The sequence below is a fragment of the Streptomyces sp. P6-2-1 genome, from assembly GCF_050613165.1.
GTDB lineage: Bacteria > Actinomycetota > Actinomycetes > Streptomycetales > Streptomycetaceae > Streptomyces.
Window position 1 is genome coordinate 362,680 of the sequence record NZ_CP192513.1, and the last position, 24,405, is coordinate 387,084.

Here is a 24,405-nt window from a genome sequence, read left to right on the forward strand (position 1 = left end):
AACGGGCTGTCAACTGTCGCCCGAACGGCTTATTTTGGCTTCGCGGCCGACTATCCGTACGATCCCACGATGATCTTGACGAAATACCGGGCGGCGGCCGCCGGTGGGGCGCTCGCCGTCGCGCTGGCCCTGCTGCCGGGGGCAACGGCCCAGGCCGCGGACGAGCCCGATGCCGCCAAGGCGCCGCCCCAGGTGGAGCTGGTCCTCGACGTCAGCGGCTCGATGCGGGCGAAGGACATCGACGGCGCCTCGCGGATGTCGGCGGCGAAGCAGTCCTTCAACGAGGTGCTCGACGCGGTTCCCGAGGACGTCGAACTCGGCATCCGCACCCTCGGCGCCGACTACCCGGGCGAGGACCGCGAGACGGGCTGCAAGGACACCCGGCAGCTCTACCCGGTCGGCCACCCGGACCGTACCGAGGCGAAGGCCGCCGTGGCGACGCTCTCCCCCACGGGCTGGACGCCGATCGGGCCCGCGCTGCTCGGCGCCGCCGACGACCTGAAGAACGGCGAGGCGAGCAAGCGGATCGTCCTGATCACGGACGGCGAGGACACCTGCCAGCGCGACCCCTGCGAGGTGGCGCGCGAGATCGCGGCGAAGGGCGTGCACCTCGTCGTGGACACGCTGGGCCTGGTGCCCGACGCGAAGACGCGCAACCAGCTCAGCTGCATCGCCGAGGCGACGGGCGGCACGTACACGACGGTCCGGCACACCAAGGAACTCTCCGGTCGCGTCAAGCAGTTGGTGGACCGTGCGGCCGATCCCGTGGTGACGCCCGCCGCGGTGTCGGGTGCCGCCGAGTGCGCGAAGGCGCCCGAGCTGAAGACGGGTCTGTACAGCGACCGCGCGAAGGTCGGCGAGCACCGCTGGTACCGCGTCGAGCTGCTGCCCGGCAAGGAGCTGCGGGCGGCCGTGACGGTCTCGGCGGACCGCGCGGTGGCGCCGGACAGTGGTGTCCTGCTGCGCGCGGTGACCCTGCACGGGCGCGAGATCGTACGGGGCGAGGCCACGGGCACGGGGCGCACCGACGCGCTCTCGACGGGCCTGCGCTACCCGAAGCCGGATGTCGACGACGACGCGGACAAGGCGGCGGCAGAGACGGTGTGCCTCCAGGTGGCGCACTCCTTCACCGACCAGGGCGCGAGCACGGCGAAGGCCCCCGGCCTGCCGCTGGAGCTGACGGTCGATGTGGTGGGCGGTCCTGCGAACGGCTCGGACGTGGCCTCCTTCGGGCTGGGGCACGGCTGGTGGCTGCTCGGGCTGCTCGCGGTGGTGGGTCTGCTGACCGGACTGGTGTGGGGCTTCGTCTCGCGCTGGCGCGTCACGGTGTGGAGGAGCAACTGATGCGTACGCACAGGAAACCGGGCGCCCTCGCGCGCCGCGCGGGGGCCGTGCTCGCCGCGCTGTGCCTCGCGCTCGGCCCGGCGGCGGCCGCACGGGCCGACGACGGGGACGACAAGGGGGCGGCGCCGACCGAGGCGGGCACCTCCTTCCGTACCGCGACGGCGCTCGACGTGGGGCAGCGGGGCACGGCGCACGCCTCGACGGGTGACTACCTGTACTGGGTGTACCCCGGTGACGCCGGGCGTTCGGCGACGGTGAAGGCGGAGGTGAAGCTCCCCGCCGCGAACGCCAGGCACGGCGCGCAGACGTGGCAGGTCGACGTCTACGACGGGCTGCGGCGCAGGCAGGCGTGCCGCTACGGCGCGCAGACCCGTACGGTGGCGTCCGAGACCACGACGGTGCGGCTCTCCTGCACGCTGCGCACGGTCCGCGCCTGGGCGGAGCCGTGGGCGAACGACCCGCTCCCCGGGGCCTATTACGTGCGCCTGACGGTGCTCGACGCGCCCGCGCAGGACATGGGCCTGCCGGTCGACGCGGCCGTGCAGGTGTCCACGGTGGACAAGGGCGGCGCCGCGGCCGTGGGCGGCAAGCTGGCGAAGCCGCTCCTGCCCGCGGCCGCGCCGCAGGCGCCGGAGCCGGAGGACGGCTGGTCGTCGGGCCGCTGGAACGACCGCTGGTGGTGGACGGGCGGCGGCGCCGTCCTCGGCGCGCTGTGCGGCATCGGCGGGTACGTCCTGACGCGGGGCCGCGGCAGGCCGCGGGGGCTGCCCCCGCAGGTCTGAGCGGCGGCGCGGGCCGTACGCCGTACGCGAAGGGGCCCGGCACCGGGGAAGGTGCCGGGCCCCTTCGCGTGGAGGGGGGTGCTCAGTCGCCCGCGAGGACGGCGAGCACTCCGCACAGCAGGCTGACGACGGCCGCGGCCATGCCGAGCACGGCGGTGGCCACGCAGCGACGGCGCAGTCGCTCGTAGCGCGCGGTGTACTCGGCGCGCAGGCTCACCGAGCGGGCGGCGACGCGGCGCAGCATCTCCTTGGAGTCGTCGAGCCGGTCGGCGGTGTAGGCGCGCTCGATGTCCTCGCGCTGCGCGGTCGTGAGCCAGGGCAGGTGCTCGGTGAAGCACCGTGCCCGCCGCCTGGCCTCGGCCACCTCGGCGTTCCACAGCAGGTACCCCTCCAGCTGGACGAGTCCGCGCGCGCTGTCGGGGGTGGGCTGCTCCACGTACGGCTCCTTGCTGTCTGCGTCAGGGGACTGCGGGTGTCACGGGGCCGCGGGCGGCGGGGCGGCGGGGGCCCCGCCGGTCACTCGCCGCGGTGGTCGCGCTCGCCGGGAGCGATGGTCGCGGATTCGTGCGGGGCGTTGATGGTCTGGTCCATCGCGTTGATCGCCGGGTGGTGCAGTTCGAAGGCCGGGGACTCGCTGCGGATACGGGGCAGGGCGTCGAAGTTGTGCCGCGGCGGCGGGCAGGAGGTGGCCCACTCCAGGGAGCGGCCGAAGCCCCAGGGGTCGTCGACCTCGACCTTCTTGCCGTACTTGGCGGTCTTCCAGACGTTGTAGAAGAACGGCAGGAGCGAGAGGCCGAGGAGGAAGGAGCTGATGGTGGACGTGGTGTTGAGCCACGTGAAGCCGTCGGCGGCCAGGTAGTCGGCGTAGCGGCGCGGCATGCCCTCGGCGCCCAGCCAGTGCTGGACGAGGAAGGTGCCGTGGAAGCCGACGAAGAGGGTCCAGAAGGTGATCTTCCCGAGCCGTTCGTCGAGCATCTTGCCGGTGAACTTCGGCCACCAGAAGTGGAATCCGGCGAACATCGCGAAGACGACGGTGCCGAAGACGACGTAGTGGAAGTGCGCGACGACGAAGTACGAGTCCGAGACGTGGAAGTCGAGCGGGGGCGCGGCGAGGATGACCCCCGTGAGCCCGCCGAAGAGGAAGGTCACGAGGAAGCCGACGGCCCACAGCATCGGTGTCTCGAAGGACAGGGACCCCTTCCACATGGTCCCGATCCAGTTGAAGAACTTCACGCCCGTCGGCACGGCGATGAGGAAGGTCATGAACGAGAAGAAGGGCAGCAGTACGCCGCCCGTCACGTACATGTGGTGCGCCCAGACGGTGATGGAGAGACCGGCGATGGCGATCGTCGCGCCGATGAGGCCCACGTAACCGAAGACGGGCTTGCGGGAGAAGACCGGGAAGATCTCCGTCACGATGCCGAAGAACGGCAGCGCGATGATGTACACCTCGGGGTGCCCGAAGAACCAGAAGAGGTGCTGCCACAGGAGCGCGCCGCCGTTGGCCGGGTCGAAGACGTGCGCGCCGAACTTGCGGTCCGCCTCCAGGCACAGGAGCGCGGCGGCGAGGCAGGGGAAGGCGAAGAGCACGAGCACCGAGGTGAGCAGCACGTTCCACACGAAGATCGGCATGCGGAAGGCCGTCATGCCGGGGGCGCGCATGCACAGGATCGTGGTGATGAAGTTGACGGCGCCGAGGATCGTGCCGAAGCCCTGGAGGGTGAGGCCCATGATCCACAGGTCGGGCCCCAGGCCCGTCGAGTGGACGGAGTCGGTGAGCGGCGAATAGGCGAACCACCCGAAGTCCGCGGCGCCTTGGGGGGTGAGGAAGCCGCTGACCACGATGAGCGAGCCGAAGAGGAACAGCCAGTACGAGAACATGTTCAGCCGCGGGAACGCGACGTCGGGCGAGCCGATCTGGAGCGGCATGATCCAGTTGGCGAAGCCGATGAAGAGCGGTGTCGCGAACATCAGCAGCATGATCGTGCCGTGCATCGTGAACGCCTGGTTGAACTGCTCGGGCGAGACGATCTGGAGGCCGGGCCGCGCGAGTTCGGCGCGCATGACGAGGGCGAGGACGCCGCCGAGGCAGAAGAACGCGAAGGAGGTGACCAGGTAGGAGGTACCGATCATCTTGTGGTCGGTGCTGGTGATCCAGCGGATCACCCAGCCCCCTGGATACCTCCGCCGTACGGGTTCGGGGGGCGTCGGGGGACGGGAGTCCACCAGGGTGTCTGCCGAGCTCACTCGGTCTCCATTCGTCATTCGTCAAGCGGCGGGCGAGAGTTCTCGCCTGCGCCCGTATGGCGACGGAAGAGTACGAACGACACGCGGCGTGCGAGTGCCAGGCCGGGCGGGCACCGCCCGATCGGCGCAGCCCGGTGCACTCCGATGGCCGAGCGGGGGGCTCAGACGGTGACGGGCCGTCCCACGAGAGAGAAGTCATGGCGCACGGGGTGTCCGTCCCGTACCGCGACGCGGGCGACGGCGGAGAGCCGCGCCGGCGCGGAGGCGATGACGACGACGGTCTGCTCGGCGAGTCCGCCGGCGGCGTAGGCGCCGTCGGCGTCGGTGGTGGCGCGCAGGAGTTCCCTGCCGTGCGTGCCCGTGACGGTGATGACGACATCGCGCAGCGGGTGGCCCGCGGGGTCGGTGACGCGCCCGGTGAGCTGGGGCAGCGGGAAGCGGCTCGTGGGGTGGCGCGGGGGCAGGGCGGCGGGCTGCCGCGTCTCCAGGGCGGGGTCTTCGACGGGCGGCTCGGGCACGGTGGGCTCCGTCGCGCCGGGGGCGGCGGCGCGGCGGGCGCGGAGGGCGCCGATGCCGTGCAGGACGAAGGCGGCGGCGACCCAGGCGAGCAGGACGAGGACGTGCGGGACGACGTCCTTGCCGCCGAAGTAGAAGAGTCCGCGCAGGGCTTCGATGAGGTTGCCCATCGGCATGACCGGGTGGAGGGCGCGGAAGAACCCCGGGACCATCTGCACCGGGATGGCGCCGCCGCTGGAGGGCATGCTGAGCAGCACGAACAGACCCATCGCGACCCCGGGCAGGTACTGCTTGACGAAGGGCACGAGACCGAGCGCGGTCTGCGAGACGGCCTGGGACATGAGGAAGAGGAAGAGGATCGCGAGCGGGTCGTTCGGGATGACGTTCATCCAGCGGGCGACGCCGTAGGCGACGAGGGCAAGGACGGCTCCGGCGACGGCGAGGACGAGGATCTTGTCGCGGCGCCCGAAGTTCGTGGCCCGCAGCAGCATCATGACCATGACGTAGGCGGGGATGGTGCAGGAGAGGACGACGTAGAAGAGCCCGGTGCCCATGCCGTCACCGGCGGCGGTGGGGGCGACCTCGGTGATCTTGAGCGCGGGCCGCCCCGCGGCCGGGTGGCTGCCGCCGCTGTCCTGGGCGACGGCGGTGAAGGTCTTCTGGAGGACGGATTCGAGCGAGTAGCCGTCTGCCTTGGCGGTGAAGAGTTCGGGGGCGCCGGGGCCGGGGACGTATCCGGCGACGGCCTCGCGGCCGGTGACGGCGGCGCGGGCGGCGTCCGCGTCGTGCACGGGTACGAGGTCGAAGCCACCGGGGGCGGCGTGGTCCAGCGCGTGCTGGAGGGGCGCGGCGGTGGCGGCCGGGACGGCGACCTTGACGTGGTGCGGGACCGGGTTGTGGAAGGGCAGGAGGTAGCAGACGAGGAACCCGGTGAACATGAACGCGGGGAACCAGAGAGTGCGGACGAGGGTGAGCGCGGCCTCGCGCGAGCGCGAGGAGCCCTTCTCGCGCGCGTCCGTGCCCTCGCTCGCGCTCGCGTCCGAAGCCGCGTCCGAAGCCGCAGCCGCAGCCGCAGCCGCAGCCGCAGCGGGTGCCGTACCGGGTGCCGATCGCACCATGAGGTGCCTTCGCCTCCTTGCCGATATATGTGCGTAAACCAATATTTAGAGACGCTAACAGTAATGTGCAGTCGTGCAAAAATTCATTCGTGCAAGTTCTGGCACAGAGAGGGCAAAATCATGGGCAAAGCCCCCGGACGGCGGCGGGCGGACGCGGTGAGGACGACGATGCCCGAGCACAGCGCACACGAGGACGAGCCCGACGCGCCCGTCGAGCCCGACGACGCGGACGAGGGGGGCGGGCTGCGGGCGCGCAAGAAACTCCGGACGCGGCGGGAGCTGCGCCGCGCGGCGACGCGCCTGTACGCGGAGCGCGGGGCCGCGCAGGTCACGGTGCAGGACATCTGCGCGGAGGTCGGCATCTCGCCGCGCACCTTCTTCAACTACTTCGAGAGCAAGGACGACGCGGTCTTCGGGCTCGACCACCGCCTGCGGCAGCGCGTCGTCGCCGACCTGCTCGCCCGCCCCGCGGAGCAGGCCCCGCTGCCCGCCCTGCGCGAGGCGATCCTCACGGCCGTGCCCGCGGTCGTGGCCCCGGACACGGAGTTCACGCGGCGGCGGGCGCTGCTGCGCGCGGAGCCGGAGCTGCTCGACCGGCCGCTGCGCAACAACCGCCGGATGGAGGAGGCGGTGACGGCCGCGCTCGCGAGCCGAACGGGGGCGGCTCCCGGCGACCTCTACCCGCACCTCGTGGCGGCGACGGCGCTCGCCGCGATGCGCGCCGCGCTGCGCAGCTGGGAGCCGCACAGCGGCGCGGAGGGGCTCACGGCCGCTCTGGAGCGGGCGTTCGGGCTGCTCGCCGCGGGGCTCCCCGTACCGTCCGCGGTACCCGCGCCGGGCCGGGCGGAGTGAGCACGGCGGGGCGGCGCGCGCGTACGGCGTCACCCCGCAGCGCCGGTATCCGCTCCGTCAGGGGCTTCGGACGGGTGGCGGCCCGCTCCCAGGGCGCAGGGCCCGGGGACGTGGGCCAGGCCCCCGGCCGCGCGCTGCCGGGCGCAGGCGGGGCCCGGCCGCTCGTGGACACGGCGGAGGCCGCCCGGCAGGGAGCCGCCTCGTGGAGGTCCGCGCAGCGCCGCCCACCTCCTGGCACGCCTCCCGACGCACTGCTCGGACGGGGTACCGGCCTTGACGACGTGCCTGCGGAGCCGGGGGCGGGACCCGCCCCTCACGTCCGGATGATCCGGCCCGTCAGCCGTTCAGGTCGCAGCGTGAACCACGTCGTGCGGTCGCGGCCGGCCCAGGCGCCCGACCAGGCGGCGCGTTCCAGGGCCTTCGCGCGGGCAGGGTCGGTGACGTGGCGCAGGACACCGATCGCGAGGACCGACCACCCGGCGCTCAGCGCCTCGTCGACGCGGTCCACCTCGAAGGCCACCGTCCCGCCCGCCACACCGGCGAGCGGCCCCCGCGCCGTCGAGCGCAGCGTCAGCTCACCGTCCACCACCGTGTAGTTGAGCGGCAGGATGACCGGGCCCGTCGCCTCCGTCGTGAACCCGATACGCCCCACGCCGTGCGCGCCGATCCTGCGGCGGCACTCGGCCTCGTCCATCTCCTCCAGGACCGGCTCGGACGCGGCGCGCCCGCGCCCGTCCGGGTATCCGGCCGCCGTCCCGCGCAACTCGGCCAGGCTCACCCCGAGGGCGTTGGCGATCCGCAGCAGCACCGCGGTGCCGGGCGCCGCGTTCTCCTCCTCGATGTACCGCAGGTACGAGGGATCGGCACCGACCGCGTGCGCGAGTTCGGCCCTGCTCAGCCCGGCCTGCGTCCTGCTGTGCGCGATGCGCCGGCCCACGTCGCTGCCCGGACCGCCCCCGGGGGCGGTGAACTGCGATACCGGAGTCATGACTCGTGCCTTCCTGGGCCGGGGCGGGACCCGTGGGCTTGCCCCAAGGCGGCGGGATTCAGCCGTCGGTGCGTTCCGCGAGCGTGAAGAGCGCCCCCGCCGGATCACGCAGCACGGCCTCGCGGAACTCGGGCCCGTCGTGCCGCTCGACGAGCGCACCCGAGTGCCGTGCGACAGCGGCGACCGCCGCGTCGAGGTCCGCCACCGGGAAGTGCACCCGCCACATGGGGCGTACGAGGGGATCGGGCGCCGCCTCGACGGCGCCCGAGCTGATGCGGGCGAGCTGGTTGTCCCCGTCCCGCACGACGACCGCGTCGCCCTCGTACCGCACCTCGGGCGCCCCCGGGATCTCCGCGCCCCAGCCGAGCACCTCGCCGTAGAAGATCGCCGCCTCGAAGGCGTCGCGGGTGCGCAGCTCGACCCACGCGAGCCTGCTGCGCCTGCCGATACGGCCGGGTGTGCCGTCGTCCTGCCAGACGCCGAAGACGGCGCCGTCGCGGTCGGCGGCGAGCGCCGCGCGCCCGCGCGGCAGTCGCAGCGGGCCGATCGCCACGGTGCCGCTGCGCTCGCGGACGCGGGCGACGGTGTCGTCGATGGCGGCGACGGCGAAGAAGGGAATCCAGGCGACGGCGATCTGATACGTCGAAGCGACGGCCCCGAGCACCGCGATCGTCACGCCGTCGGCGTCCTCCGCCATGCAGAACTCGTCGCCGAGCGCGTTGCCCCGGAAGTTCCAGCCCATCACCGAGCCGTAGAAGCGCTGCGACTCGCCGAGGTCGTGGGTCATGAGGTTCACCGCGCCCCGGGAGCCGAGTGCGCGCTCCTCGTGGCGCTGCTTCGCGGGGCTGTCCGCCGTCACCTGGGGCCGCCTTCCTGTGGTGCCTGGGGGCTCTGGTACCCGAATGCGTGCCGTCCGCGCGCGGGCGGGCTCGTTCATCTTGGGCCGGGGCGGGGCCCGCCGCATCCGGGGACATGCCGGGGGTTCACCCCCACGCGCGGTGCGCCGTAACCCTGATCGACGGACGCACGTTCACGACGTTGACCCATGACCGCTACAGAACGGAGCGCACAATGGCCAAGCGTCGCCAGCAGAAGGGCCGCAAGCACCGCCAGGTGAACCGGACGCCGCGTCCGGTCACCCGCACGGGTGCCGCCAGGCCCAAGGCAGCGGCCGGAGGCCCCGAGCGCCCACGTCCGGCCGGCACCCCCACGACGGCCCCCGGCCCGGCCCCCGCCCCCGCCACGCACGCGAGCCCCGCAGCGCCCGAGCACCCCGCTGCGCGCGAGACCCCCGTCCCCGGCAAGCGCCCGGCGCCGCGGGTGGAGGTCGGGGACCTCTTCGCCCCCGCGGCCGCCGGAGGACTCGGCCGCAGCGCGGCCCGCACCTTCGCGCAGCTCAAGGAGGGCGGCACGGCAGGGCTCGCGCTCGACGAGCTGGCCGCTCGCGCGGGCTTCCAGCCCAACACCGTGGGCAAGCACCTGAGCGGCCTCGCGGATCGCGGCGTCGCGGAACAGCGCGGCGAACGCTGGTACGCGAAGGAGCAGGCCCCGGCCCCCGCCTGAGCCACCCGGCGGGGGCTCGTACGGATGGGCCACGGGCCCCGCGGGTCGGGCCCCGTGGGTACGGGGTGGCCGCGCCGCGTGCGGACGGGCGCGACACCCCGTACACACGCGGCGCGGCGCCGCGGCGCTCGCCCGTGAACGCCCCGCTCACCGCACCGCTCCGCGCCCCCTCACTCGGCCAGCGGCAGCTGTAGCTCGGTCACCCACGTCGCGGGCTCGCCCGCGCACTCCAGGTAGACCTCCCGCGTGAGGCCCGCGGGCCTGGCCCGCTCCGTTTCGAGCCAGCGTCCGATGAGCTGTTCGGAGGCGAGGACGGTGTCCAGGGAGCCGTGGTGGACGAGGGTCGCCGCGCGGGTGACGGCGGGGAGCGTGAAGAGGCGCAGTCCGCTCGTGGCGGGGATGTCGGCGCCGACCGGGAAGAGGGCGTGCACCTCGACAGGGCCGTCCTCTCCCGCCTCCTGGACGTAGTGCGCAATGCCGGGACCCTGCGGGCGGATTCCGGCGGCGTCGACGAGGCGGGACACCTCGTCGAAGAGGGGGCCGACGACGGGGGTGATCGCGTCGGGGTCGAAGGCCGCGGCAGTGGCGGTGAGTCCGGCGGCGCGGACGGCGGGCAGGTGCTTGACGACGATGTCCTGTGTGGACATGTGTCCCTCGCTCTCGATGACGTGGAGCCGCGCCCCGACCCGGGCGAGCCGCGCGCGGGCGGCCGCCGCCTCCTGTGCGAGCTGCGTCCGGCGCAGGCGCAGCATCCCGCGCAGCTCGGCCGGCGCCACGTCCGCGGCGAGGAGGCGGCCCACCTCCTGGAGGCTGAAGCCGAGTTCCTTGAGCGCGATGACGCGGTTGAGCCTGCTGAGCTGGTCGGCCGTGTAGAAGCGGTATCCCGTGTGCGGGTCGGTACGGGCGGGGCGCAGCAGCCCCAGAGCGTCGTAGTGCCGCAGCATGCGGACCGACACCTGCCCGTGCCTGGCGAAGTCTCCGATGGTGAACATGACTTCCTCACTTCACGGTCTGACACGGGGGGAGAGTCAAGCAGGTCCGCGCCCGGGCACCGTCGCCCACTGGGCGGGCCGCCGTCCCGCCGCTTCGTGACGCAATTGTTGAACGGAGTTCCGGGGGCACGGGGGACAATGAGGGCCCCGCCGCGACCCCACCGCTCCGGACGGGACGGCCTTCATCCCTCCGGGCACGCCGGATTTCGCGAGAAAGCAGGACCACACATGCCCCACTCCCCCGAGGACAGCGCGCGTCCGGACGGCGCCGGGGAGCCCATCGACCTCTCCAAGGCGGCCGCGCCCGAGCAGCCGCCGGGGGAGCCCGATCCCTTCGCGGTACGGGACGAGCCGCCGCGCCCCGAGGGTGCCCAGGGACCCTACGCCCAGGCACCCGGTCCGTACGCCCAGGCACCCGGCGCCCAGGCACCCGGTCCGTACGCCCAGGCACCCGGCCCCTACGGCTACGCCCCCTACGGCCGGATACCGGGTCAGATACCCGGGCAGGAGCCCTGGGCCGGGCAGTACGGCGGGCAGTACGGCGGGCAGTGGCAGGGCGGGAAGCCTCCGGGCGGCGGGATGGCCGTGGCCGCGCTCGTGTGCGGGATCGCCGCCCTGGTCTTCTGCTGGACCGTCGTGGGCGGGATCATCCTCGGGGTGCTCGGGATCATCTTCGGGATTCTCGCGATCCGCCGCACGAACAGGACCGGGGCGCCGAACAAGGGGCTCGGGATCGCGGGGATCGTCGTCGGCGCCGTGGGGCTCGTCGGCGGCGCGGCGATGCTGGCCCTGGTCGTCGCCGTGGCCACGTCGGACGACTTCCAGGACTCCTTCCGTTCGTTCCGCGATTACTCGGAGTGCCTCCAGCACGCGCAGTCGCCGGAGGAGGAACAGCAGTGCAAGGACAGGTTCGATCGTGAGCTGAACCGCTGACGGCACCTCAAGGCGGCCGACGGCGCACCGCGAAGCAGCTGACGGCACCTCAAGCCGTGCCGTGGGGGCTACCTGGTGGCTGGGCCGGGGGTGGCCCGCCGCCACGGCTCATCCCTCCCCCGGCTCCCCGCTCCTGCGTCCGCCGCGGTCGCGCCGGCGCGGGGAGTCGCTCGTGAGGCGCGAGCGGAGGGCGGCCAGGCGCGGGTAGCGCTCGCGCTGACGGGCCGTGATGTGGTCGAGTTCCTCGATGAGACGGGCCGAGCGCTTCTCGACGTCGAGTTCGTCGAGCACGCGGTCGGCCTCGGCGAGCAGGGCTCCGTACAGCTGCCACTGCGCGGCCTCGGTGCGGACGAGGTCGAGGAGGAACACCGCGAGGTGGTCGCGTTCGGCGCGGCTCGCGTCGAGGGCGCGGATGAGCGCGTCCTCGGCGTCCTCCGCTCCCGTCGACAGCGGGGTGGTGATGAGCGCCGCGAAGCTCTCGACGGCGCTGCCCATGTGGAGCAGGAGCCGCGCGTAGCTGTCGGCGGCCTCCTCGGGCAGGGGGCGGCGGCCGGGGCGTTTGGCGGCGAGGTCGGTGAGGGTGCGGAACTGGACGCGCTGGACGACGGCGCAGATCTCCAGGGTGTCGAGCCCGGTGCGCAGCACGACACGGCTCAGGAGTCCTTCGCGCACGCGGGGGTTGAGGCGGGTGCTCTCCTCGGCCTGGCGCAGTTCCTCGTCGACCTCGGCGATGTCGTTGTCGAGGCGGCGGGCCGCGTGCAGCCAGTCGGCGGCGCGCGCGGCGTTGTAGTCCTCACCGACCTGGAGGGCGACCTCGTTGTAGAGGCGGCTGCTGCGGCGGGCCATCGCGGTGATGGCCTCGTTCGCCGTGCGGACGTACACGGGCGGGGCGAGGAAGAGGTTGAAGGCGAGGCCGATGCCCGCGCCGATGAGGGTCTCGTAGACCCGGTCGAGCGCGGTGTTGGCGACCTGCGAGACGCCGAGCACGAGCATCGCGGAGATGGCGACCTCGGGGACGAACTCGCCGACGCGCACGATGCGGCCGATGACGAGCGAGGTGAGGATCGTCAGCCCGAGGCTCCACCAGTTGAGGCCGACGAGCGAGGAGAAGCCGCTCGCGATGAGCACCCCGGCGATGACGGCGTTGACGCGGCGGATGCCGGTCCTGATCGTCGCGAAGAGGGTGACCTGCACGACGAGGAGCGCGGTGAGCGGCGCGGTGAGGGGGGCGGGCTGCGGCAGGAGCGTGACGGCGAGGGCGTACGAGATGACGGCGGCCGCGGTCGAGCGGAGGGTCTGGGTGACGACGGGCTCGGTGGTCCTGCGCGCCAGGCCCTTCACGGGATCGGGCGCCTTGCGCGCCAGGGCGGTCACGGGTGCGGGCACTTCGGGCATTGCCTCATCTTGGCCACGCGAGCGTGAGCGGTCCGCCCGGCGCGCGGGTCCCGGCAGGTGATTCGTGCGCACGGCAGGAGGCGCGGGGGCGCACGGCGGGTAGGTGTGCGGGGACGGACGAGGCCCCTCGCCGTGCCGGGCGGGGGCGGTGACGACGGGAGCCGGGACGATGACGGACGCGAAGGACGGGCCGGAGGGGGCGGGGCGCGCCTCGGCGGGGAACCCAGGGGAGGGCGGCGGGAACGCCGCGTACGGGACGAAGCCGTTCAGGCGCTCGCGCAGCCACTTCGCCGACCGGGTGACGGCGGACGGGCGCGACGGCTGGCCGGTGGAGGCGGGCAGGTACCGGCTCGTGGTGAGCAGGGCGTGCCCGTGGGCGAGCAGGGCGCTGGTCTCACGGCGGCTGCTCGGCCTGGAGGACGCGATCTCGCTCGCGGTCGCCGACCCGATCCAGGACGACCGCAGCTGGCGGTTCACGCTCGACCCTGACGGGCGGGACCCGGTGCTGGGCATCCGCTTCCTCGCGGAGGCGTACGACGCGCGGGAGCGGGACTACCCGGGCGGGGTGAGCGTGCCCGCGCTCGTCGACGTGCCGAGCGGGCGGCTCGTGACCAACGACTACCAGCGGCTCACGCTCGACTTCGCGACCGAGTGGAAGGAACTGCACCGCCCGGGCGCGCCCGACCTCTACCCCGAGGCGCGGCGCGACGAGATCGACGAGGTCATGGACGGCGTGTACCGCGACCTGAACAACGGGGTCTACCGGGCGGGGTTCGCCGATACGCAGGAGGTGTACGACGAGGCGTACGAGGACGTCTTCCGGCGCCTGGCGTGGATGTCACGGCGCCTGGAGCGGCAGCGGTACCTCGTCGGGGACTCGCTGACGGAGGCGGACATCCGGGCGTTCACGACGCTCGTGCGTTTCGACGTCGTCTACCACGGCCACTTCAAGTGCAATAAGCACAAGCTCGCCGAGGACCCGGTCCTGTGGGCGTACGCGCGGGACCTGTTCCAGACCCCCGGCTTCGGGGACACGGTCGACTTCGGCCACATCAAGCGGCACTACTACGAGGTGCACCGGGGTATCAATCCGACCGGGATCGTGCCGCGCGGCCCCGAGCCGCTGTCGGCCTGGCTGAGCGCCCACCACCGCGAGGAGCTGGGCGGTTCCCCCTTCGGCGAGGGGACTCCGCCGGGCCCCGTCCCCGCCGCCGAGGCGGTGCCTTCGGTGGGGCGCGGCTGAGGCGGCGCAAGCCCTGACGGGGGGTACGCGGGCGGGGCGGGACGTGCGCGGACGGAGCGGGCTTTCGGGGGCACGGTCCACGCGCCCCGTGCACCCGCACCCCGGCGTAGCCGCGCCCCGTGCACCGGCACCGGCACCCGGACCCGCGCCCGCGCCCGCGCCCGGCGCTGCTTCCCCGCTCGTTCCTCCCGTCATTCCTCCCGTTCGAAGTCGGCCTCCGCCGCCTCCTCGTCCAGGTCGTTCCGCGCGGCGTCGTACAGCTCGCGTACGAAGCCGCGTGCCGTTTCCTCCTCGGTGCCCGGCGCGGTCTCGCGCAGGCGGACGGTCCACTGCTCGATCGCTTCTTCGCTCATGACTCCAGGGGACTACGCGGGCACGGTCGCCGCCACTCGGGTGAAGGGGGCTCGGGGACCGGGTTCAGTGCGGCAGCAGGGCGCGCACGCGGGGGCGCAGGACGTAGCCGCCGACCCCGGCGGCGAGGGCGAGGACGCAGAACGAGAAGGTGAGCCCGGCGGTGCGGAGCCCGACGCCTTCGGCGAGGGCACCGACGGCGATGACGGGCACGGAGATGCCGACGTAGGCGAGGACGAAGTACGCGGAGAGCGTGGCCCCGCGCCGCTCGCTGGGGGCCCGTACGCCGACCGCCGTGGTCCCCGCCCGGAAGGCGAGCCCCTGCCCGAAGCCGCCGAGCACACCGCCGGCCACGAGGAGCCCCAGCCCCTCCCAGGCGAGTCCAGCGGCGACCAGCAGGAGTCCCGCGACGAGGACGAAGCAGCCCGTGGGCAGCGCGCGCCGCACCCCGAAGCGGCCGAAGGCGCTCTGCCCCGCGATGGACCCGGCGAAGACGAGGAAGACGACGAGGCCGGTCGCCGCGAGGTTGTGCACGCCGAGGGTCTGGCTCAGGAAACTCGGCGAGACCGCGGTGAAGAGGCCGAGCAGCGCGAAGCCCGCGAAGGCCGCGCAGGCGGCGGGTACGAAGACGCCGCGCACCTCGGGCGGCACGGCGAGCCCGCGGGGGCGGGGCCGGGCGCCGGGGCGGGCGTCCCGTACCGGTTCGGGCAGAGTGAGCAGGGAGAGCGCGGCGAGCACGACGAGACCGAGGTGGACGAGGTAGGGCAGGCGCAGCGGCCAGCGGGCGTACTCGGCGAGGAGTCCGGCGACGAGGGGGCCGCAGCCGAGGCCGCCCATGTTCGCCGCGGTGGCGGCGAGCGAGGCGCGGGCCGCGTGGCGTTTCGGGGCGAGGTCGAGCACGTACGCGGTGGCGGCGCCGGAGAAGAGACCGGCGGAGAAGCCGGAGAGGAGCCGCCCGATGAAGAGCGCGGTCAGGCCGCCCTCGAAGACGAAGCACAGCGCGCTCGCCGCGGAGAAGCCGAGCCCCCACCACACGGCCACGCGCCGGCCGGCGAGATCGGACCAGTTCCCCGCGAGGAGCAGGACGGCGATGACCCCGACCGCGTAGACGGCGAAGACGATCGTCACCATGAGCTGGCCGAAGCCGAGTTGGTCACGGTAGAGGCCGTAGAGCGGGGTGGGCAGGGTCGTACCCGCCATGCCGACGGCGAAGACGGCGGCGGCGAGCGGGTAACCGTGCGGGAAGCGGGGACGGGGCGCGGTCATGGGGCCACGGTAGGCCGCCCGTGCCCGGGCCGCCCGGCCGGGGCGCGGGCGGCCGGGGACGGGGTGTCACACGACCTTGCCCGCGATGCCGCCGCGTCCTTCGGGGACGCCCTCCAGGGTGATGACGAGTTGTTCGCGCACCTCCTCGCCGAGCACGCCGGTGACGGCCTCGGTGATCGCGGCGACGAGCCTGGCGGGCGCGTCGGGGAGGTGCGGCAGGTGGTAGGCGCCTTCGCGCAGGCTCAGGACGACGACGGGGTACGGGCCTGCGACGGTCTTTCCGCCGACGCTGCGGCGGTGCGCGGGGAGGCCGATCAGGTCGACGGCCGCGAGCGCGCGCAGTTCGGGCCCGAAGACGGAGCCGACGGCGTCGGTGAGAGCGCTCTGGAGCCGGGGTTCGGTCGCCCCGTCGAGGACCGCTTCGTCGACGCGCATGGTGAAGTGGGGCATGGAGTACTCCGTTCGCCGGACGCACGGCGGCGCGCAGGCCCGGGAGTCCGAGGCCCGGGAGCGCCGAATACTCCGTCAGCAAAACATATTTACAGTCAAAGGTAAATGGAGGCTGTGGGATGCCGGGGCGGGAAGCGGGCCAGGACGCGGGGACGTACGGGCCTGGGGCGGAGGACGAGGCCGGTTCGGTGGACGCGGTGACCCGGGCGTTGTTGCTGCTCATGCCGCGGATCGTCGGGCGGGCGAAGCGGATTCCGGTGCCGGAGGCGCTGCGCTCGCTCGCGCTCGCCCCGCGGCACCTCTCGCTCTTCTCGTACCTGCTCATCGACGGGCCGCTCACGGTCGGCGAGCTGGCCGGGCGGCTCGGGGTCGCGCCGACGACGGTGAGCCTGATGGTGGGCGAACTGAGCCGCAAGGGCATCCTGGAGCGGCGCGAGGACGAGCGGGACAGGCGCCGCCGCATCGTGCGCATCGCCCCGGCGCACGAGCCCGCCGTTCGTGCCTGGCTCGCCCCGGGCGCCGCCGCGTGGCGCGCCGCGCTCGCCCCGCTCGACACGGAGCAGCGCCTGCTCTTCGTACGGACGCTGCGGGCGTACGAGGAGGGGGTGTCCGCAGGCGAGGAGTGAGCGCCTGCGGCACGGGCCACGGGCAGCCCCCGTACCCCTCGACCCTCCGGCCCTGCGGCCCTGCGGCCCTGCGGCAGCCGGACCCTCAATCCGTCACGCCGTCAGGCCGTCAGGTCCGGGCCGGTGTCGTCCTTCGTCGCCTCCGGGGCCTCCGTGACGTCCAGGAAGACCTGGCCCGCCTCGGGCCAGCGCGCGGTGAGGCCCGCCTTGACGCGCTCCATGATCAATTCGAGCCGCTCGCTCTCGTGGCCGGGCGCGAGGTCCACGCGGGCCGCCACGAGCAGCGAGTCCTGGCCGAGGCGCATCGTGAGGAGGGTCGCGATGCCGTCGATCTCGGGCTGTGCGTCGAGATAGGCGGTGATCGCCTCGCGCGTTTCGGGGTCGGCGCCCTCGCCGATGAGCTGATCGCGCGCGTCGGCGCCGAGCTTGAAGGCGACGAGGAGCAGCAGCACGCCGATGGCGAGCGAGGCGGCGGCCTCGTAGGCGACCTGTCCCGTGGTCATGTGCAGCGCCATGCCCGCGACGGCGAGCAGCACGCCGAGCACCGCCGTCGCGTCCTCGGCGACGACCGTGCGCAGCGCGGGGTCGGAGCCGATGCCGCCCCCCTGCCCGCGCACCTGGATCAGCGCCCGCGCCAGCGAGGTGCCCTCGGCGAGGAAGGCGACGCCGAGCACGACGAGCCCGACCACGTACCCGCTCGTCGACTCCCCGCCCGATGAGCGCAGCGCCTCGACGCCCTGGAAGACGGAGAAGCAGCCGCCCATGACGAAGATGCCGACGGCGGCGAGCAGCGCCCAGAAGTAGCGCTCCTTGCCGTAGCCGAAGGGGTGGCCCGGGTCGGCGGGGCGTTTGCTGCGGCGCAGCGCGGCGAGCAGGAATACCTCGTTGAGACTGTCGGCCACGGAGTGGGCGGCCTCCGAGAGCAGTGCGGGCGAGCCGGCGAAGAGGCCGCCGCCGAGCTTCGCGACGGCGATGACGAGGTTCGCCGCGAGCGCGATCCAGACGGTGAGTGTGGTGTGCGTGTCGCTGCTCACGGGGGCCGGGGCGTCGCCGGGTGCCCGCTCCCCCGGCGCCCGTTCCCCGCCGTCCCGCGTCGTGCCGTCCTCGGCCTCGCTCATGGGTCCTCGCTCCCTCCCCGTCGTACGCGCAGGAGACACGCACAGCCTCCGGATACCCCGCTCCCGGGCGCTCAGGCGGGCACTCGTGGTGGACCGTACGGGCTGTGTCCTCACCTCTTCGGCCGTGCCGCGCGGCGCGGGAGGCATGTGGCACGGAAGGTACGGAGGGCGGGCCGCCCTCGTCGCGCGGACGGGTCGGCGAAACCCGTACGGGACCGTACGAGACGGGGAGAGGGAACGGATGCCGGAACCGACACGGCGGCGGCCCAGCACGGACCGGGCCAGGAGAGGTGACCGGCAGGCCACCGACCGGATGCTGCGGACCCTGCTGCGCCGCCGCAAGAAGATGTACGCGGCGCAGGACGTGACGGTCACCGATCCGCCCCGCATCCGGCGCGCGGTGACGGCGGCGGCGCTCGGCAACACGATCGAGTGGTTCGACTTCGGGGTCTACGCCTATCTCGCCGGCACGCTCGGGAAGGTCTTCTTCCCGTCCAGCTCCCCGGGGGCGCAGGTCGTGCAGACCTTCGCGACCTTCGCCGCCGCGTTCCTCGTACGCCCCCTCGGTGGGCTGGTCTTCGGGCCGCTCGGTGACCGGATCGGGCGGCAGAAGGTCCTCGCCGTGACGATCATCATGATGGCGGCGAGCACCTTCGCCGTGGGCCTGCTGCCCTCGTACGCCTCGATCGGCTTCGCCGCGCCGGTCCTGCTGCTCGTGTGCCGCCTCGTACAGGGCTTCTCGACCGGCGGCGAGTACGCGGGCGCGACGACGTACATCGCCGAGTACGCGCCCGACAAGCGGCGCGGGTTCTTCGGGAGCTGGCTCGACTTCGGGACCTTCGTCGGCTACTCGCTCGGCTCGGGGCTCGTGACGGTCCTGACGACGGTGCTCGGCGAGGACGGGCTCATCGACTGGGGCTGGCGCATCCCGTTCTTCGTCGCGGGGCCGCTCGGCGTCATCGGGCTCTACCTGCGGCTCAAGCTGGAGGAGACGCCCGCCTTCCAGCGCGAGGAGGAGGGCCGCGACGAGGCGCTCGCCGAGGGCGACCCCGTCGAGGAGGCGCGGCAGTCGGGCAAGGGCAGGCTCAAGGACATCTTCGCCCACCACTGGGAGGCGATCCTCATCTGCATGGGGCTCGTCCTGCTCTACAACGTGACCAACTACATGGTCACGTCCTACCTGCCGACCTACATGTCCGAGACCCTGGGCGAGTCCGAGACGACCGCTCAGCTCCTCGTGCTCGGCACGATGGTGCTCGTGGTGCTCACAATCACGACGGTGGGCCGCAGTTCGGACCGCTGGGGGCGGCGCCCTGTCTTCTTCTTCGGCAGCATCGCGCTCATCGTCTTCTCGGTCCCCGCGTTCCTGCTCATCCGTCAGGGCGGGATCGTGCTCCCCGCGATCGGCTGCGGCATCCTCGGCCTGCTGCTCGTGACCTTCGCCGGCACCTCCGCCTCGACGCTCCCCGCGCTCTTCCCGACACGGATCAGGTACGGGGCCCTGTCGATCGCGTTCAACATCTCGGTCTCGCTCTTCGGCGGCACGACCCCGCTCTTCGCCTCGGGCCTGGTGGAGGCGACGGGCGACGAGATGGTGCCCGCCTACTACCTGATGATCGCCGGGGTGATCGGGCTCGTCTCGACGCTCTTCCTGCACGAGACGGCGGGCCGCCCGCTCCGCGGCTCGGGCCCGATGGTCGAGACGGCGGATCAGGCCCGCCGCCTCGTCGCCCGCAGCCGCGTCCACGCCGGACGCCAGGCCAGGGACGTGTGGCTCCGGCTGCGGCATCCGTGGCACGGGCCGGACTCGGGGACGGGGGACGACAAGGCCAGGAAGAGGGAGTGAGGCGGGTCGGTACGGGGCGCGACGTCCGGTACGGGGACAGGGCGCCCCCCCCGCATCGGGCGGGTCACCACCGTGCCGGGTCACCCCGGCGCCGGGTCGCCCTCACTCCGGGTCAGGTCACCGCCGCGCCCGCTCGCCCCGTGCGCGACAGCGCCCGGTGCAGGCTGTGCAGCCCCACGTATCCGAGGCGCGGGTGGTGGAAGCCCTCGGGGAGGGTGCCGAGGATCTCGAAGCCGAGGTCGCCGTAGAGGGCGAGGGCCGGGGGTGTTCGTCTCGACGACGGCGTTGTACTGGATGCGGCGGAAGCCCGCCGCGCGCGCCCAGTCCAGGCTGTAGGTGACAGGGCGCGGCCCGCGCCGCGGCCCTGGTGCGCCGGGTCGACCATGTAGCTCGCGCTCGCCACGTGCGCACCGTTGCCCGCGCGGTTGGCGTACATGTGCGCGGTGCCGAGGACCGTACCCGCCTCCTCGGCGACGACGACGTGCGCGGGGGCGGGGGCGGGCGGCATCCACATCGCGCGGGCCTCCTCCTCCGTCGGGTGGAGGGGGTAGGTGAAGGTCTCGCCCGCGGCACAGATGTCCCGGAAGAAGGGCCGCAGGCCCGGCCAGTCGGCCGCCGTGGCCTCGCGCATCGGCATGCGGATGATCTTGCGGGGTCGGCGAGGCCGTGTCGAAAAGGTTTCGGGCGGCGTCACTTCCCCGCGGTCCGCGCGGCGTCACCCGAGGCGATCAACGCCTCGACACCGCCCCTGAGGAAGGCCATCGCGAGGGTGATGGCCTCGTTGCGGTCGGCGCCCTCGGGGTGTTCGACGATCTCGGTGACGACGGCGGCCGCGGCCGCGGCGGCGAGGCGCGGGCCGAGCGAGCCGGGGCGCTGGCCGGTGTCCTCGGCGAGGATGCTGGCGCCCTCCTCGATGACGGCCGCCATGCGCGCGGTCTTCACCGCCCGCAGCTCGGGGTTCGCCTCGAACATACGCACGCCCATCTCGTCGAGGTCGTCGTGGCAGGCGAGTTCCTCGCGCAGCCAGCGCTCCAGGGCGTGTACGGCGGGGAGTCCGGGGGCACGCGAGCGCAGGGCCTCGGTGAGGGCTTCGACGGAGCTGTCGAAGGTGGCGAAGGCGATGTCCTGCTTGGAGCGGAAGTAGAGGGTCACGGTACGCGGCGAGACCTCGGCCGCGGCGGCGATCTCCGCGACCGTCGTGGCGTCGAAGCCCTGCTCGGCGAAGAGCTCGAACGCCGCGCGTGTGATGGCGGCCCGCCGTTTGGCCTTGCCCCGCTCTCGCAGCCCCGCGCCGTCAGTGACCCTGTTCATGACATCGAGCATAGCGAGCGGGCGCCGTCGTGAGCCCGCCGCGAACTGCAAATTTACCGACGACTGCAAAAATGCACTAGAGTGCAGAAATCTCGCGGAGCCGGTCCGCGCGGAGCACAGCCTTGAACGGGAGAAGCCTGCCGTGGCACAACGTTTGTACGCGCTGGGACGTTGGGCGGCACGCCGCCGCGGGCGAGTGCTCGCGGTGTGGGTGTTGCTGCTCGCCGTGGCGGTCGGTCTCGGCACGACGCTCAACGGGAAGCTGTCGACCGAGTTCTCGGTCCCCGGGATCGAGTCGCAGGAGGCGCAGGACCTCCTGAAGGAGAAGTTCCCCGAGGCGGCGGGTGGCACCGCGCGCGTCGTCTTCGAGGCGCCGAAGGGCGACACCCTGACGGGGGCGAAGGAACAGCGCGCCATCGGGGCCACGCTCAAGAAGGTCGCCGAGGTCCCCGGTGTCCTCAAGGTCGCCGACCCCGCCAGGACAGGCACCGTCTCCAAGGACCGCACGATCGCCTACGCGGACGCCGTCTTCGGCAAGCCCGCGCAGGACGTGCCGCAGTCCGCGAAGGACAAGCTCGACGACGCGCTGGACGCGGCACGCGACGCGGGCCTCAAGGCCGAGCTGGGCGGCACGGTCTCGACACCGCCCGTCGAGGTGGGCGGTCCGGCGGAGGTCATCGGCGTCGTCATCGCCTTCGTCGTGCTCGCGCTCACCCTCGGCTCCCTGCTCGCCGCCGGACTCCCGCTGCTCACCGCCGTGATCGGCGTCGGGGTGGGCGTGATGACGGTGCAGTTCCTGTCGCGGTACATCGAGATGACGAACACGGCGACCGTCCTGGCCCTCATGATCGGGCTCGCCGTCGGCATCGACTACGCCCTCTTCCTCGTCTCGCGCCACCGCGAACAGCTCGCCGACCCCGACGAGGACGTGCACGACTCGATCGGGCGGGCCACGGCGACGGCGGGCAGCGCGGTCACCTTCGCCGGGATCACCGTGATCATCGCGCTCGCCGCGCTGTCGGCGGCGGGCATTCCCTTCCTGACGGTGATGGGGCTCGCGGCTGCCGGTACGGTGCTCGTCGCCGTCCTGATCGCGCTCACGCTCGTCCCCGCGCTCCTCGGTTTCCTCGGCGAGCGGATGCGGCCCCGGGCGAAGTCCCCGGCGAAGGAGGGCAGGAAGCGGGCGCCCGGCGCCTGGGGGCTGGCCTGGGGGCGGCTCATGACGCGCTTCCCGATTCCGGTGCTCGTCGTGTGCGTCGTCGGGATGCTCGCGCTCGCCTTCCCCGCGAAGAGCCTGCGCCTGGGCCTGCCGAGCAACGAGACGCAGCCCACTGCGAGCACCCAGCACAAGAGCTACGAACTCCTCCAGAAGGGCTTCGGGCCCGGCTTCAACGCGACCCTGCTCATCGCGGTGGACGGGACGAAGGTGCCCGCCCAGGACCGCGAGGGCATCGTCAAGCAGGTCGCTGCGACGGTGCAGAAGGACCCCGACGTCGCCACGCTCGCGCCGCCCAACACCAACAAGGACGGCACCCTCACGGTCCTCGGCGTCGTCCCCACGTCGGGCCCCGACGACCAGCGCACCACGGACCTCGTGCACCGGCTGCGCGACGAGGCGACCGAGCCCGTCGACCGGGCGGGCGGCACGGCCTACGTCGCCGGGCAGACCGCCGCGGGGATCGACGTCTCGGCGAAGCTCTCCGACGCGCTGCCGCTCTTCATCGCGATCATCGTCGTCCTGGCGATTCTCCTGCTCATGATCGCTTTCCGTTCGGTTCTCGTGCCGCTCAAGGCGGTGCTCGGCTTCCTCCTGTCGATCGCCGCGAGCCTCGGCGCTGTGGTGTGGGTCTTCCAGTACGGGCACTTCGACGGCCTCTTCCAGGTCGCCGCCGCCGCACCCGTCGTCAGCTTCCTGCCCGTCCTGCTCATCGGGGTGCTCTTCGGGCTCGCGATGGACTACGAGGTCTTCCTCGTGAGCCGCATGCGCGAGCACTACCACCACCACCGCGACGCCCGCGCCGCCGTCGAGCACGGTGTGGAGCGCAGCGGACGCGTCGTCACCGCGGCGGCGCTCATCATGGCCGCGGTCTTCGGCGGCTTCATCTTCAACCACGACCCGATCATCAAGTCGATCGGCTTCGCCCTGACGATCGGTGTCCTTCTCGACGCCTTCGTCGTCCGCCTCACCGTCGTCCCCGCCGTCCTCGCCCTCCTCGGGCGCTACGCGTGGGCCCTTCCGCGCTGGCTCGACAAGGCGGTCCCGAACGTGGACATCGAGGGTGACAGCCTGCCACCGAGGCCGGGGGCAGGGGCGGGCGGCGCCCGGGAATGACCCGATGGCCGGGGCCTCAGGCGTGGGCCGCGAGGAACGCGTCGAGGAACCCGGCCACGACGTCAGGCAGTTCGATGTGCACGTCGTGCCCGGCGCCGGGCACCCCGAGGGACCAGGCGTCCGGCCGCGCGGCGAGCATGGCCCCCACCGCCGCCTGGTCGAGGATGCCGCGCTCGGCGACGAGCAGCAGTACGGGCGACCCCGGCGCGGTCCAGGCGGGCCAGGAGGGCGCGCGGACGAGGGCGTCGAAGAGGCGGGCGAGGACATCGACGTCGAAGCGCGGCCACAGCCCGCCACCCCGCTCTTCGAGCCCGTCCGCCCACGCCTCACCGACCGTTCCCCCACCGAGCCACGCCGTGGCGCTCGCGCGATCGGGGAAAGGCAGCGGCCACGACCGCAACCAGCGGATCGCGACGTCGTCGGGCGTCTCGGACGCGGGCCGCGCGTCCGCCTCGACGAGCGCCAGGCCCCGTACGAGGGCCGGGTGTTGGTGCGCGACGCGGAGGGCCACCCGCCCGCCGAGCGACTGCCCGACGAGGACGGCGGGTCCTGCGCCGAGGCGCCCGAGCAGCCCGGCGACATCGTCGGCGTGGGCGCTCGCGCGCGTGTCCCTCGGGTGCCGCACGCTGCCACCGTGCCCGCGCAGGTCCATCGCGACCACGTGATGCCCGCGCGCCCGCAACCGCACGGCCACGGCCTCCCACTCCCCCGCGTATCCGGCGAGGCCGTGCAGGAGCACGACGGGCGGGCCCTCACCACCCCAGTCCCGATGGGTCACAGGCTCGGCCATACGACACGCCCTTTCGTCGATGCCGGATCACGCACCGCGGCCCGGCTCCCGTCCCGGAGCGATCGGGCCGCCGCCGTGGATGTGGACCGGCCCGGCCGCACCACGGTCAGGGGCTGGTGCCACGCGCCCCGCGGCCCACGGCGCCTTCGTGATCCGGCGCGAAGGCCCCTGGACCGAGGACGTGGGGCAGCCGCCCGAGTGGAGGAGTCCCTGGCCCCGGCCGGTTGACGGGATTGTTCCACGGTCCGCCCGCTCGCCCCCGAGCGGTGCGCGGCGGCAGGACGGGGCGGGGAGTCGTTCACCGGGGTGACCGCCACCGGGAATCGGCACCGGCGGGGGCGC

Annotated in this window: 23 protein-coding genes; 9 read left to right on the top strand and 14 right to left on the bottom strand. The window is 73.3% G+C overall.

Features of this window, described 5'->3' with window-relative positions; all coding sequences use genetic code 11:
- Positions 1-69 precede the first annotated feature (69 nt).
- Complete coding sequence (locus ACQYWQ_RS01530) at positions 70-1,344, top strand: VWA domain-containing protein (protein ID WP_431032034.1); 1,275 nt, start codon at positions 70-72, stop codon at positions 1,342-1,344.
- Complete coding sequence (locus ACQYWQ_RS01535) at positions 1,344-2,126, top strand: hypothetical protein (RefSeq protein ID WP_431032035.1); 783 nt, start codon at positions 1,344-1,346, stop codon at positions 2,124-2,126. Before ACQYWQ_RS01530 ends, ACQYWQ_RS01535 begins: the two co-directional genes overlap by 1 nt.
- An 82-nt stretch (positions 2,127-2,208) precedes the next feature.
- Here the strand turns inward: ACQYWQ_RS01535 and ACQYWQ_RS01540 are convergent, their stop codons facing one another.
- The 3 genes from ACQYWQ_RS01540 to ACQYWQ_RS01550 all read right to left on the bottom strand — a co-directional run bounded on the left by ACQYWQ_RS01540 (position 2,209) and on the right by ACQYWQ_RS01550 (position 6,007).
- Complete coding sequence (locus ACQYWQ_RS01540; RefSeq protein WP_431032036.1) at positions 2,209-2,562, bottom strand: hypothetical protein; 354 nt, start codon at positions 2,560-2,562, stop codon at positions 2,209-2,211.
- Positions 2,563-2,642: 80 nt separating this feature from the next.
- Positions 2,643-4,391, bottom strand: coding sequence for an aa3-type cytochrome oxidase subunit I (ctaD, locus tag ACQYWQ_RS01545; RefSeq protein WP_431032037.1), 1,749 nt, complete (start codon positions 4,389-4,391; stop codon positions 2,643-2,645).
- A gap of 143 nt (positions 4,392-4,534) precedes the next feature.
- Positions 4,535-6,007 carry a carboxypeptidase regulatory-like domain-containing protein gene (locus ACQYWQ_RS01550; protein ID WP_431032038.1) on the bottom strand — a complete coding sequence of 491 codons (1,473 nt, stop codon included), beginning with the start codon at positions 6,005-6,007 and terminating at the stop codon, positions 4,535-4,537.
- A gap of 168 nt (positions 6,008-6,175) precedes the next feature.
- Between ACQYWQ_RS01550 and ACQYWQ_RS01555 the strand changes: the two genes are divergently transcribed.
- Positions 6,176-6,859, top strand: a complete 684-nt coding sequence (locus ACQYWQ_RS01555) for a TetR/AcrR family transcriptional regulator (protein WP_431032039.1) — start codon at positions 6,176-6,178, stop codon at positions 6,857-6,859.
- 313 nt (positions 6,860-7,172) lie between these two features.
- Here the strand turns inward: ACQYWQ_RS01555 and ACQYWQ_RS01560 are convergent, their stop codons facing one another.
- Both ACQYWQ_RS01560 and ACQYWQ_RS01565 read right to left on the bottom strand, forming a co-directional pair.
- Positions 7,173-7,847 carry a helix-turn-helix domain-containing protein gene (locus ACQYWQ_RS01560; protein WP_431032040.1) on the bottom strand — a complete coding sequence of 225 codons (675 nt, stop codon included), beginning with the start codon at positions 7,845-7,847 and terminating at the stop codon, positions 7,173-7,175.
- A gap of 58 nt (positions 7,848-7,905) precedes the next feature.
- The gene (locus tag ACQYWQ_RS01565) at positions 7,906-8,706 is read right to left on the bottom strand and encodes a VOC family protein (RefSeq protein ID WP_431032041.1); all 801 of its coding nucleotides are present in this window, start codon (positions 8,704-8,706) and stop codon (positions 7,906-7,908) included.
- Between the two features lie 212 nt (positions 8,707-8,918).
- On the opposite strand from ACQYWQ_RS01565, the gene ACQYWQ_RS01570 reads away from it, so the two are divergent.
- Positions 8,919-9,410 carry a hypothetical protein gene (locus ACQYWQ_RS01570; protein ID WP_431032042.1) on the top strand — a complete coding sequence of 164 codons (492 nt, stop codon included), beginning with the start codon at positions 8,919-8,921 and terminating at the stop codon, positions 9,408-9,410.
- A gap of 170 nt (positions 9,411-9,580) precedes the next feature.
- On the opposite strand, the gene ACQYWQ_RS01575 is transcribed toward ACQYWQ_RS01570, so the two are convergent.
- A complete protein-coding gene (locus tag ACQYWQ_RS01575; protein WP_431032043.1) occupies positions 9,581-10,402 on the bottom strand; it encodes a MerR family transcriptional regulator in 822 nt (273 codons plus the stop codon).
- A gap of 228 nt (positions 10,403-10,630) precedes the next feature.
- Between ACQYWQ_RS01575 and ACQYWQ_RS01580 the strand changes: the two genes are divergently transcribed.
- Entirely contained in the window at positions 10,631-11,335 is a 705-nt protein-coding gene (locus tag ACQYWQ_RS01580) for a DUF4190 domain-containing protein (RefSeq protein ID WP_431032044.1), read from the top strand.
- Between the two features lie 108 nt (positions 11,336-11,443).
- Here ACQYWQ_RS01580 and ACQYWQ_RS01585 read toward each other — a convergent pair whose 3' ends face one another.
- Positions 11,444-12,730 (bottom strand): FUSC family protein, encoded by a 1,287-nt coding sequence (locus tag ACQYWQ_RS01585; protein ID WP_431032045.1) that lies wholly within the window; start codon positions 12,728-12,730, stop codon positions 11,444-11,446.
- Between the two features lie 169 nt (positions 12,731-12,899).
- On the opposite strand from ACQYWQ_RS01585, the gene ACQYWQ_RS01590 reads away from it, so the two are divergent.
- On the top strand, positions 12,900-13,973 hold the full coding sequence (locus ACQYWQ_RS01590) for a glutathione S-transferase family protein (RefSeq protein ID WP_431032046.1): 1,074 nt from the start codon (positions 12,900-12,902) through the stop codon (positions 13,971-13,973).
- Between the two features lie 191 nt (positions 13,974-14,164).
- On the opposite strand, the gene ACQYWQ_RS01595 is transcribed toward ACQYWQ_RS01590, so the two are convergent.
- From ACQYWQ_RS01595 to ACQYWQ_RS01605, 3 genes are all read right to left on the bottom strand, one after another.
- Positions 14,165-14,326 (bottom strand): hypothetical protein, encoded by a 162-nt coding sequence (locus ACQYWQ_RS01595; RefSeq protein ID WP_431032047.1) that lies wholly within the window; start codon positions 14,324-14,326, stop codon positions 14,165-14,167.
- 64 nt (positions 14,327-14,390) lie between these two features.
- The gene (locus ACQYWQ_RS01600) at positions 14,391-15,590 is read right to left on the bottom strand and encodes an MFS transporter (RefSeq protein ID WP_431032048.1); all 1,200 of its coding nucleotides are present in this window, start codon (positions 15,588-15,590) and stop codon (positions 14,391-14,393) included.
- Between the two features lie 66 nt (positions 15,591-15,656).
- A complete protein-coding gene (locus ACQYWQ_RS01605) occupies positions 15,657-16,040 on the bottom strand; it encodes a hypothetical protein (RefSeq protein ID WP_431032049.1) in 384 nt (127 codons plus the stop codon).
- A gap of 119 nt (positions 16,041-16,159) precedes the next feature.
- Here ACQYWQ_RS01605 and ACQYWQ_RS01610 point away from each other — a divergent pair, with 119 nt between their 5' ends.
- Positions 16,160-16,666: a MarR family transcriptional regulator gene (locus ACQYWQ_RS01610; protein WP_431032050.1), complete on the top strand. Its 507-nt coding sequence runs from the start codon at positions 16,160-16,162 to the stop codon at positions 16,664-16,666.
- Positions 16,667-16,767: 101 nt separating this feature from the next.
- Here the strand turns inward: ACQYWQ_RS01610 and ACQYWQ_RS01615 are convergent, their stop codons facing one another.
- A complete protein-coding gene (locus ACQYWQ_RS01615; protein WP_431032051.1) occupies positions 16,768-17,784 on the bottom strand; it encodes a cation diffusion facilitator family transporter in 1,017 nt (338 codons plus the stop codon).
- Positions 17,785-18,097: 313 nt separating this feature from the next.
- Between ACQYWQ_RS01615 and proP the strand changes: the two genes are divergently transcribed.
- On the top strand, positions 18,098-19,630 hold the full coding sequence (gene proP, locus ACQYWQ_RS01620) for a glycine betaine/L-proline transporter ProP (protein ID WP_431039031.1): 1,533 nt from the start codon (positions 18,098-18,100) through the stop codon (positions 19,628-19,630).
- A gap of 112 nt (positions 19,631-19,742) precedes the next feature.
- Here proP and ACQYWQ_RS01625 read toward each other — a convergent pair whose 3' ends face one another.
- The gene (locus tag ACQYWQ_RS01625) at positions 19,743-20,267 is read right to left on the bottom strand and encodes a GNAT family N-acetyltransferase (protein WP_431032052.1); all 525 of its coding nucleotides are present in this window, start codon (positions 20,265-20,267) and stop codon (positions 19,743-19,745) included.
- A 53-nt stretch (positions 20,268-20,320) separates the two neighbouring features.
- Positions 20,321-20,941 (bottom strand): TetR/AcrR family transcriptional regulator, encoded by a 621-nt coding sequence (locus ACQYWQ_RS01630; protein ID WP_431032053.1) that lies wholly within the window; start codon positions 20,939-20,941, stop codon positions 20,321-20,323.
- A gap of 142 nt (positions 20,942-21,083) precedes the next feature.
- Between ACQYWQ_RS01630 and ACQYWQ_RS01635 the strand changes: the two genes are divergently transcribed.
- A complete protein-coding gene (locus ACQYWQ_RS01635; RefSeq protein ID WP_431032054.1) occupies positions 21,084-23,273 on the top strand; it encodes an MMPL family transporter in 2,190 nt (729 codons plus the stop codon).
- 16 nt (positions 23,274-23,289) lie between these two features.
- Here the strand turns inward: ACQYWQ_RS01635 and ACQYWQ_RS01640 are convergent, their stop codons facing one another.
- Positions 23,290-24,063, bottom strand: coding sequence for an alpha/beta fold hydrolase (locus tag ACQYWQ_RS01640; protein WP_431032055.1), 774 nt, complete (start codon positions 24,061-24,063; stop codon positions 23,290-23,292).
- Positions 24,064-24,405: the final 342 nt, after the last annotated feature.

What these genes read in the sequence shown, in the direction of transcription:
- ACQYWQ_RS01530 (WP_431032034.1), top strand. Translation starts at nt 70, where the DNA reads ATGATCTTGACGAAATACCGGGCGGCGGCCGCCGGTGGGGCGCTCGCC.
- ACQYWQ_RS01535 (WP_431032035.1), top strand. Translation starts at nt 1,344, where the DNA reads ATGCGTACGCACAGGAAACCGGGCGCCCTCGCGCGCCGCGCGGGGGCC.
- ctaD (WP_431032037.1), bottom strand. Translation starts at nt 4,391, where the DNA reads ATGACGAATGGAGACCGAGTGAGCTCGGCAGACACCCTGGTGGACTCC.
- ACQYWQ_RS01550 (WP_431032038.1), bottom strand. Translation starts at nt 6,007, where the DNA reads ATGGTGCGATCGGCACCCGGTACGGCACCCGCTGCGGCTGCGGCTGCG.
- ACQYWQ_RS01555 (WP_431032039.1), top strand. Translation starts at nt 6,176, where the DNA reads ATGCCCGAGCACAGCGCACACGAGGACGAGCCCGACGCGCCCGTCGAG.
- ACQYWQ_RS01560 (WP_431032040.1), bottom strand. Translation starts at nt 7,847, where the DNA reads ATGACTCCGGTATCGCAGTTCACCGCCCCCGGGGGCGGTCCGGGCAGC.
- ACQYWQ_RS01570 (WP_431032042.1), top strand. Translation starts at nt 8,919, where the DNA reads ATGGCCAAGCGTCGCCAGCAGAAGGGCCGCAAGCACCGCCAGGTGAAC.
- ACQYWQ_RS01575 (WP_431032043.1), bottom strand. Translation starts at nt 10,402, where the DNA reads ATGTTCACCATCGGAGACTTCGCCAGGCACGGGCAGGTGTCGGTCCGC.
- ACQYWQ_RS01580 (WP_431032044.1), top strand. Translation starts at nt 10,631, where the DNA reads ATGCCCCACTCCCCCGAGGACAGCGCGCGTCCGGACGGCGCCGGGGAG.
- ACQYWQ_RS01585 (WP_431032045.1), bottom strand. Translation starts at nt 12,730, where the DNA reads ATGCCCGAAGTGCCCGCACCCGTGACCGCCCTGGCGCGCAAGGCGCCC.
- ACQYWQ_RS01590 (WP_431032046.1), top strand. Translation starts at nt 12,900, where the DNA reads ATGACGGACGCGAAGGACGGGCCGGAGGGGGCGGGGCGCGCCTCGGCG.
- ACQYWQ_RS01595 (WP_431032047.1), bottom strand. Translation starts at nt 14,326, where the DNA reads ATGAGCGAAGAAGCGATCGAGCAGTGGACCGTCCGCCTGCGCGAGACC.
- ACQYWQ_RS01600 (WP_431032048.1), bottom strand. Translation starts at nt 15,590, where the DNA reads ATGACCGCGCCCCGTCCCCGCTTCCCGCACGGTTACCCGCTCGCCGCC.
- ACQYWQ_RS01605 (WP_431032049.1), bottom strand. Translation starts at nt 16,040, where the DNA reads ATGCCCCACTTCACCATGCGCGTCGACGAAGCGGTCCTCGACGGGGCG.
- ACQYWQ_RS01610 (WP_431032050.1), top strand. Translation starts at nt 16,160, where the DNA reads ATGCCGGGGCGGGAAGCGGGCCAGGACGCGGGGACGTACGGGCCTGGG.
- ACQYWQ_RS01615 (WP_431032051.1), bottom strand. Translation starts at nt 17,784, where the DNA reads ATGAGCGAGGCCGAGGACGGCACGACGCGGGACGGCGGGGAACGGGCG.
- proP (WP_431039031.1), top strand. Translation starts at nt 18,098, where the DNA reads ATGCTGCGGACCCTGCTGCGCCGCCGCAAGAAGATGTACGCGGCGCAG.
- ACQYWQ_RS01625 (WP_431032052.1), bottom strand. Translation starts at nt 20,267, where the DNA reads ATGCCGATGCGCGAGGCCACGGCGGCCGACTGGCCGGGCCTGCGGCCC.
- ACQYWQ_RS01630 (WP_431032053.1), bottom strand. Translation starts at nt 20,941, where the DNA reads ATGAACAGGGTCACTGACGGCGCGGGGCTGCGAGAGCGGGGCAAGGCC.
- ACQYWQ_RS01640 (WP_431032055.1), bottom strand. Translation starts at nt 24,063, where the DNA reads ATGGCCGAGCCTGTGACCCATCGGGACTGGGGTGGTGAGGGCCCGCCC.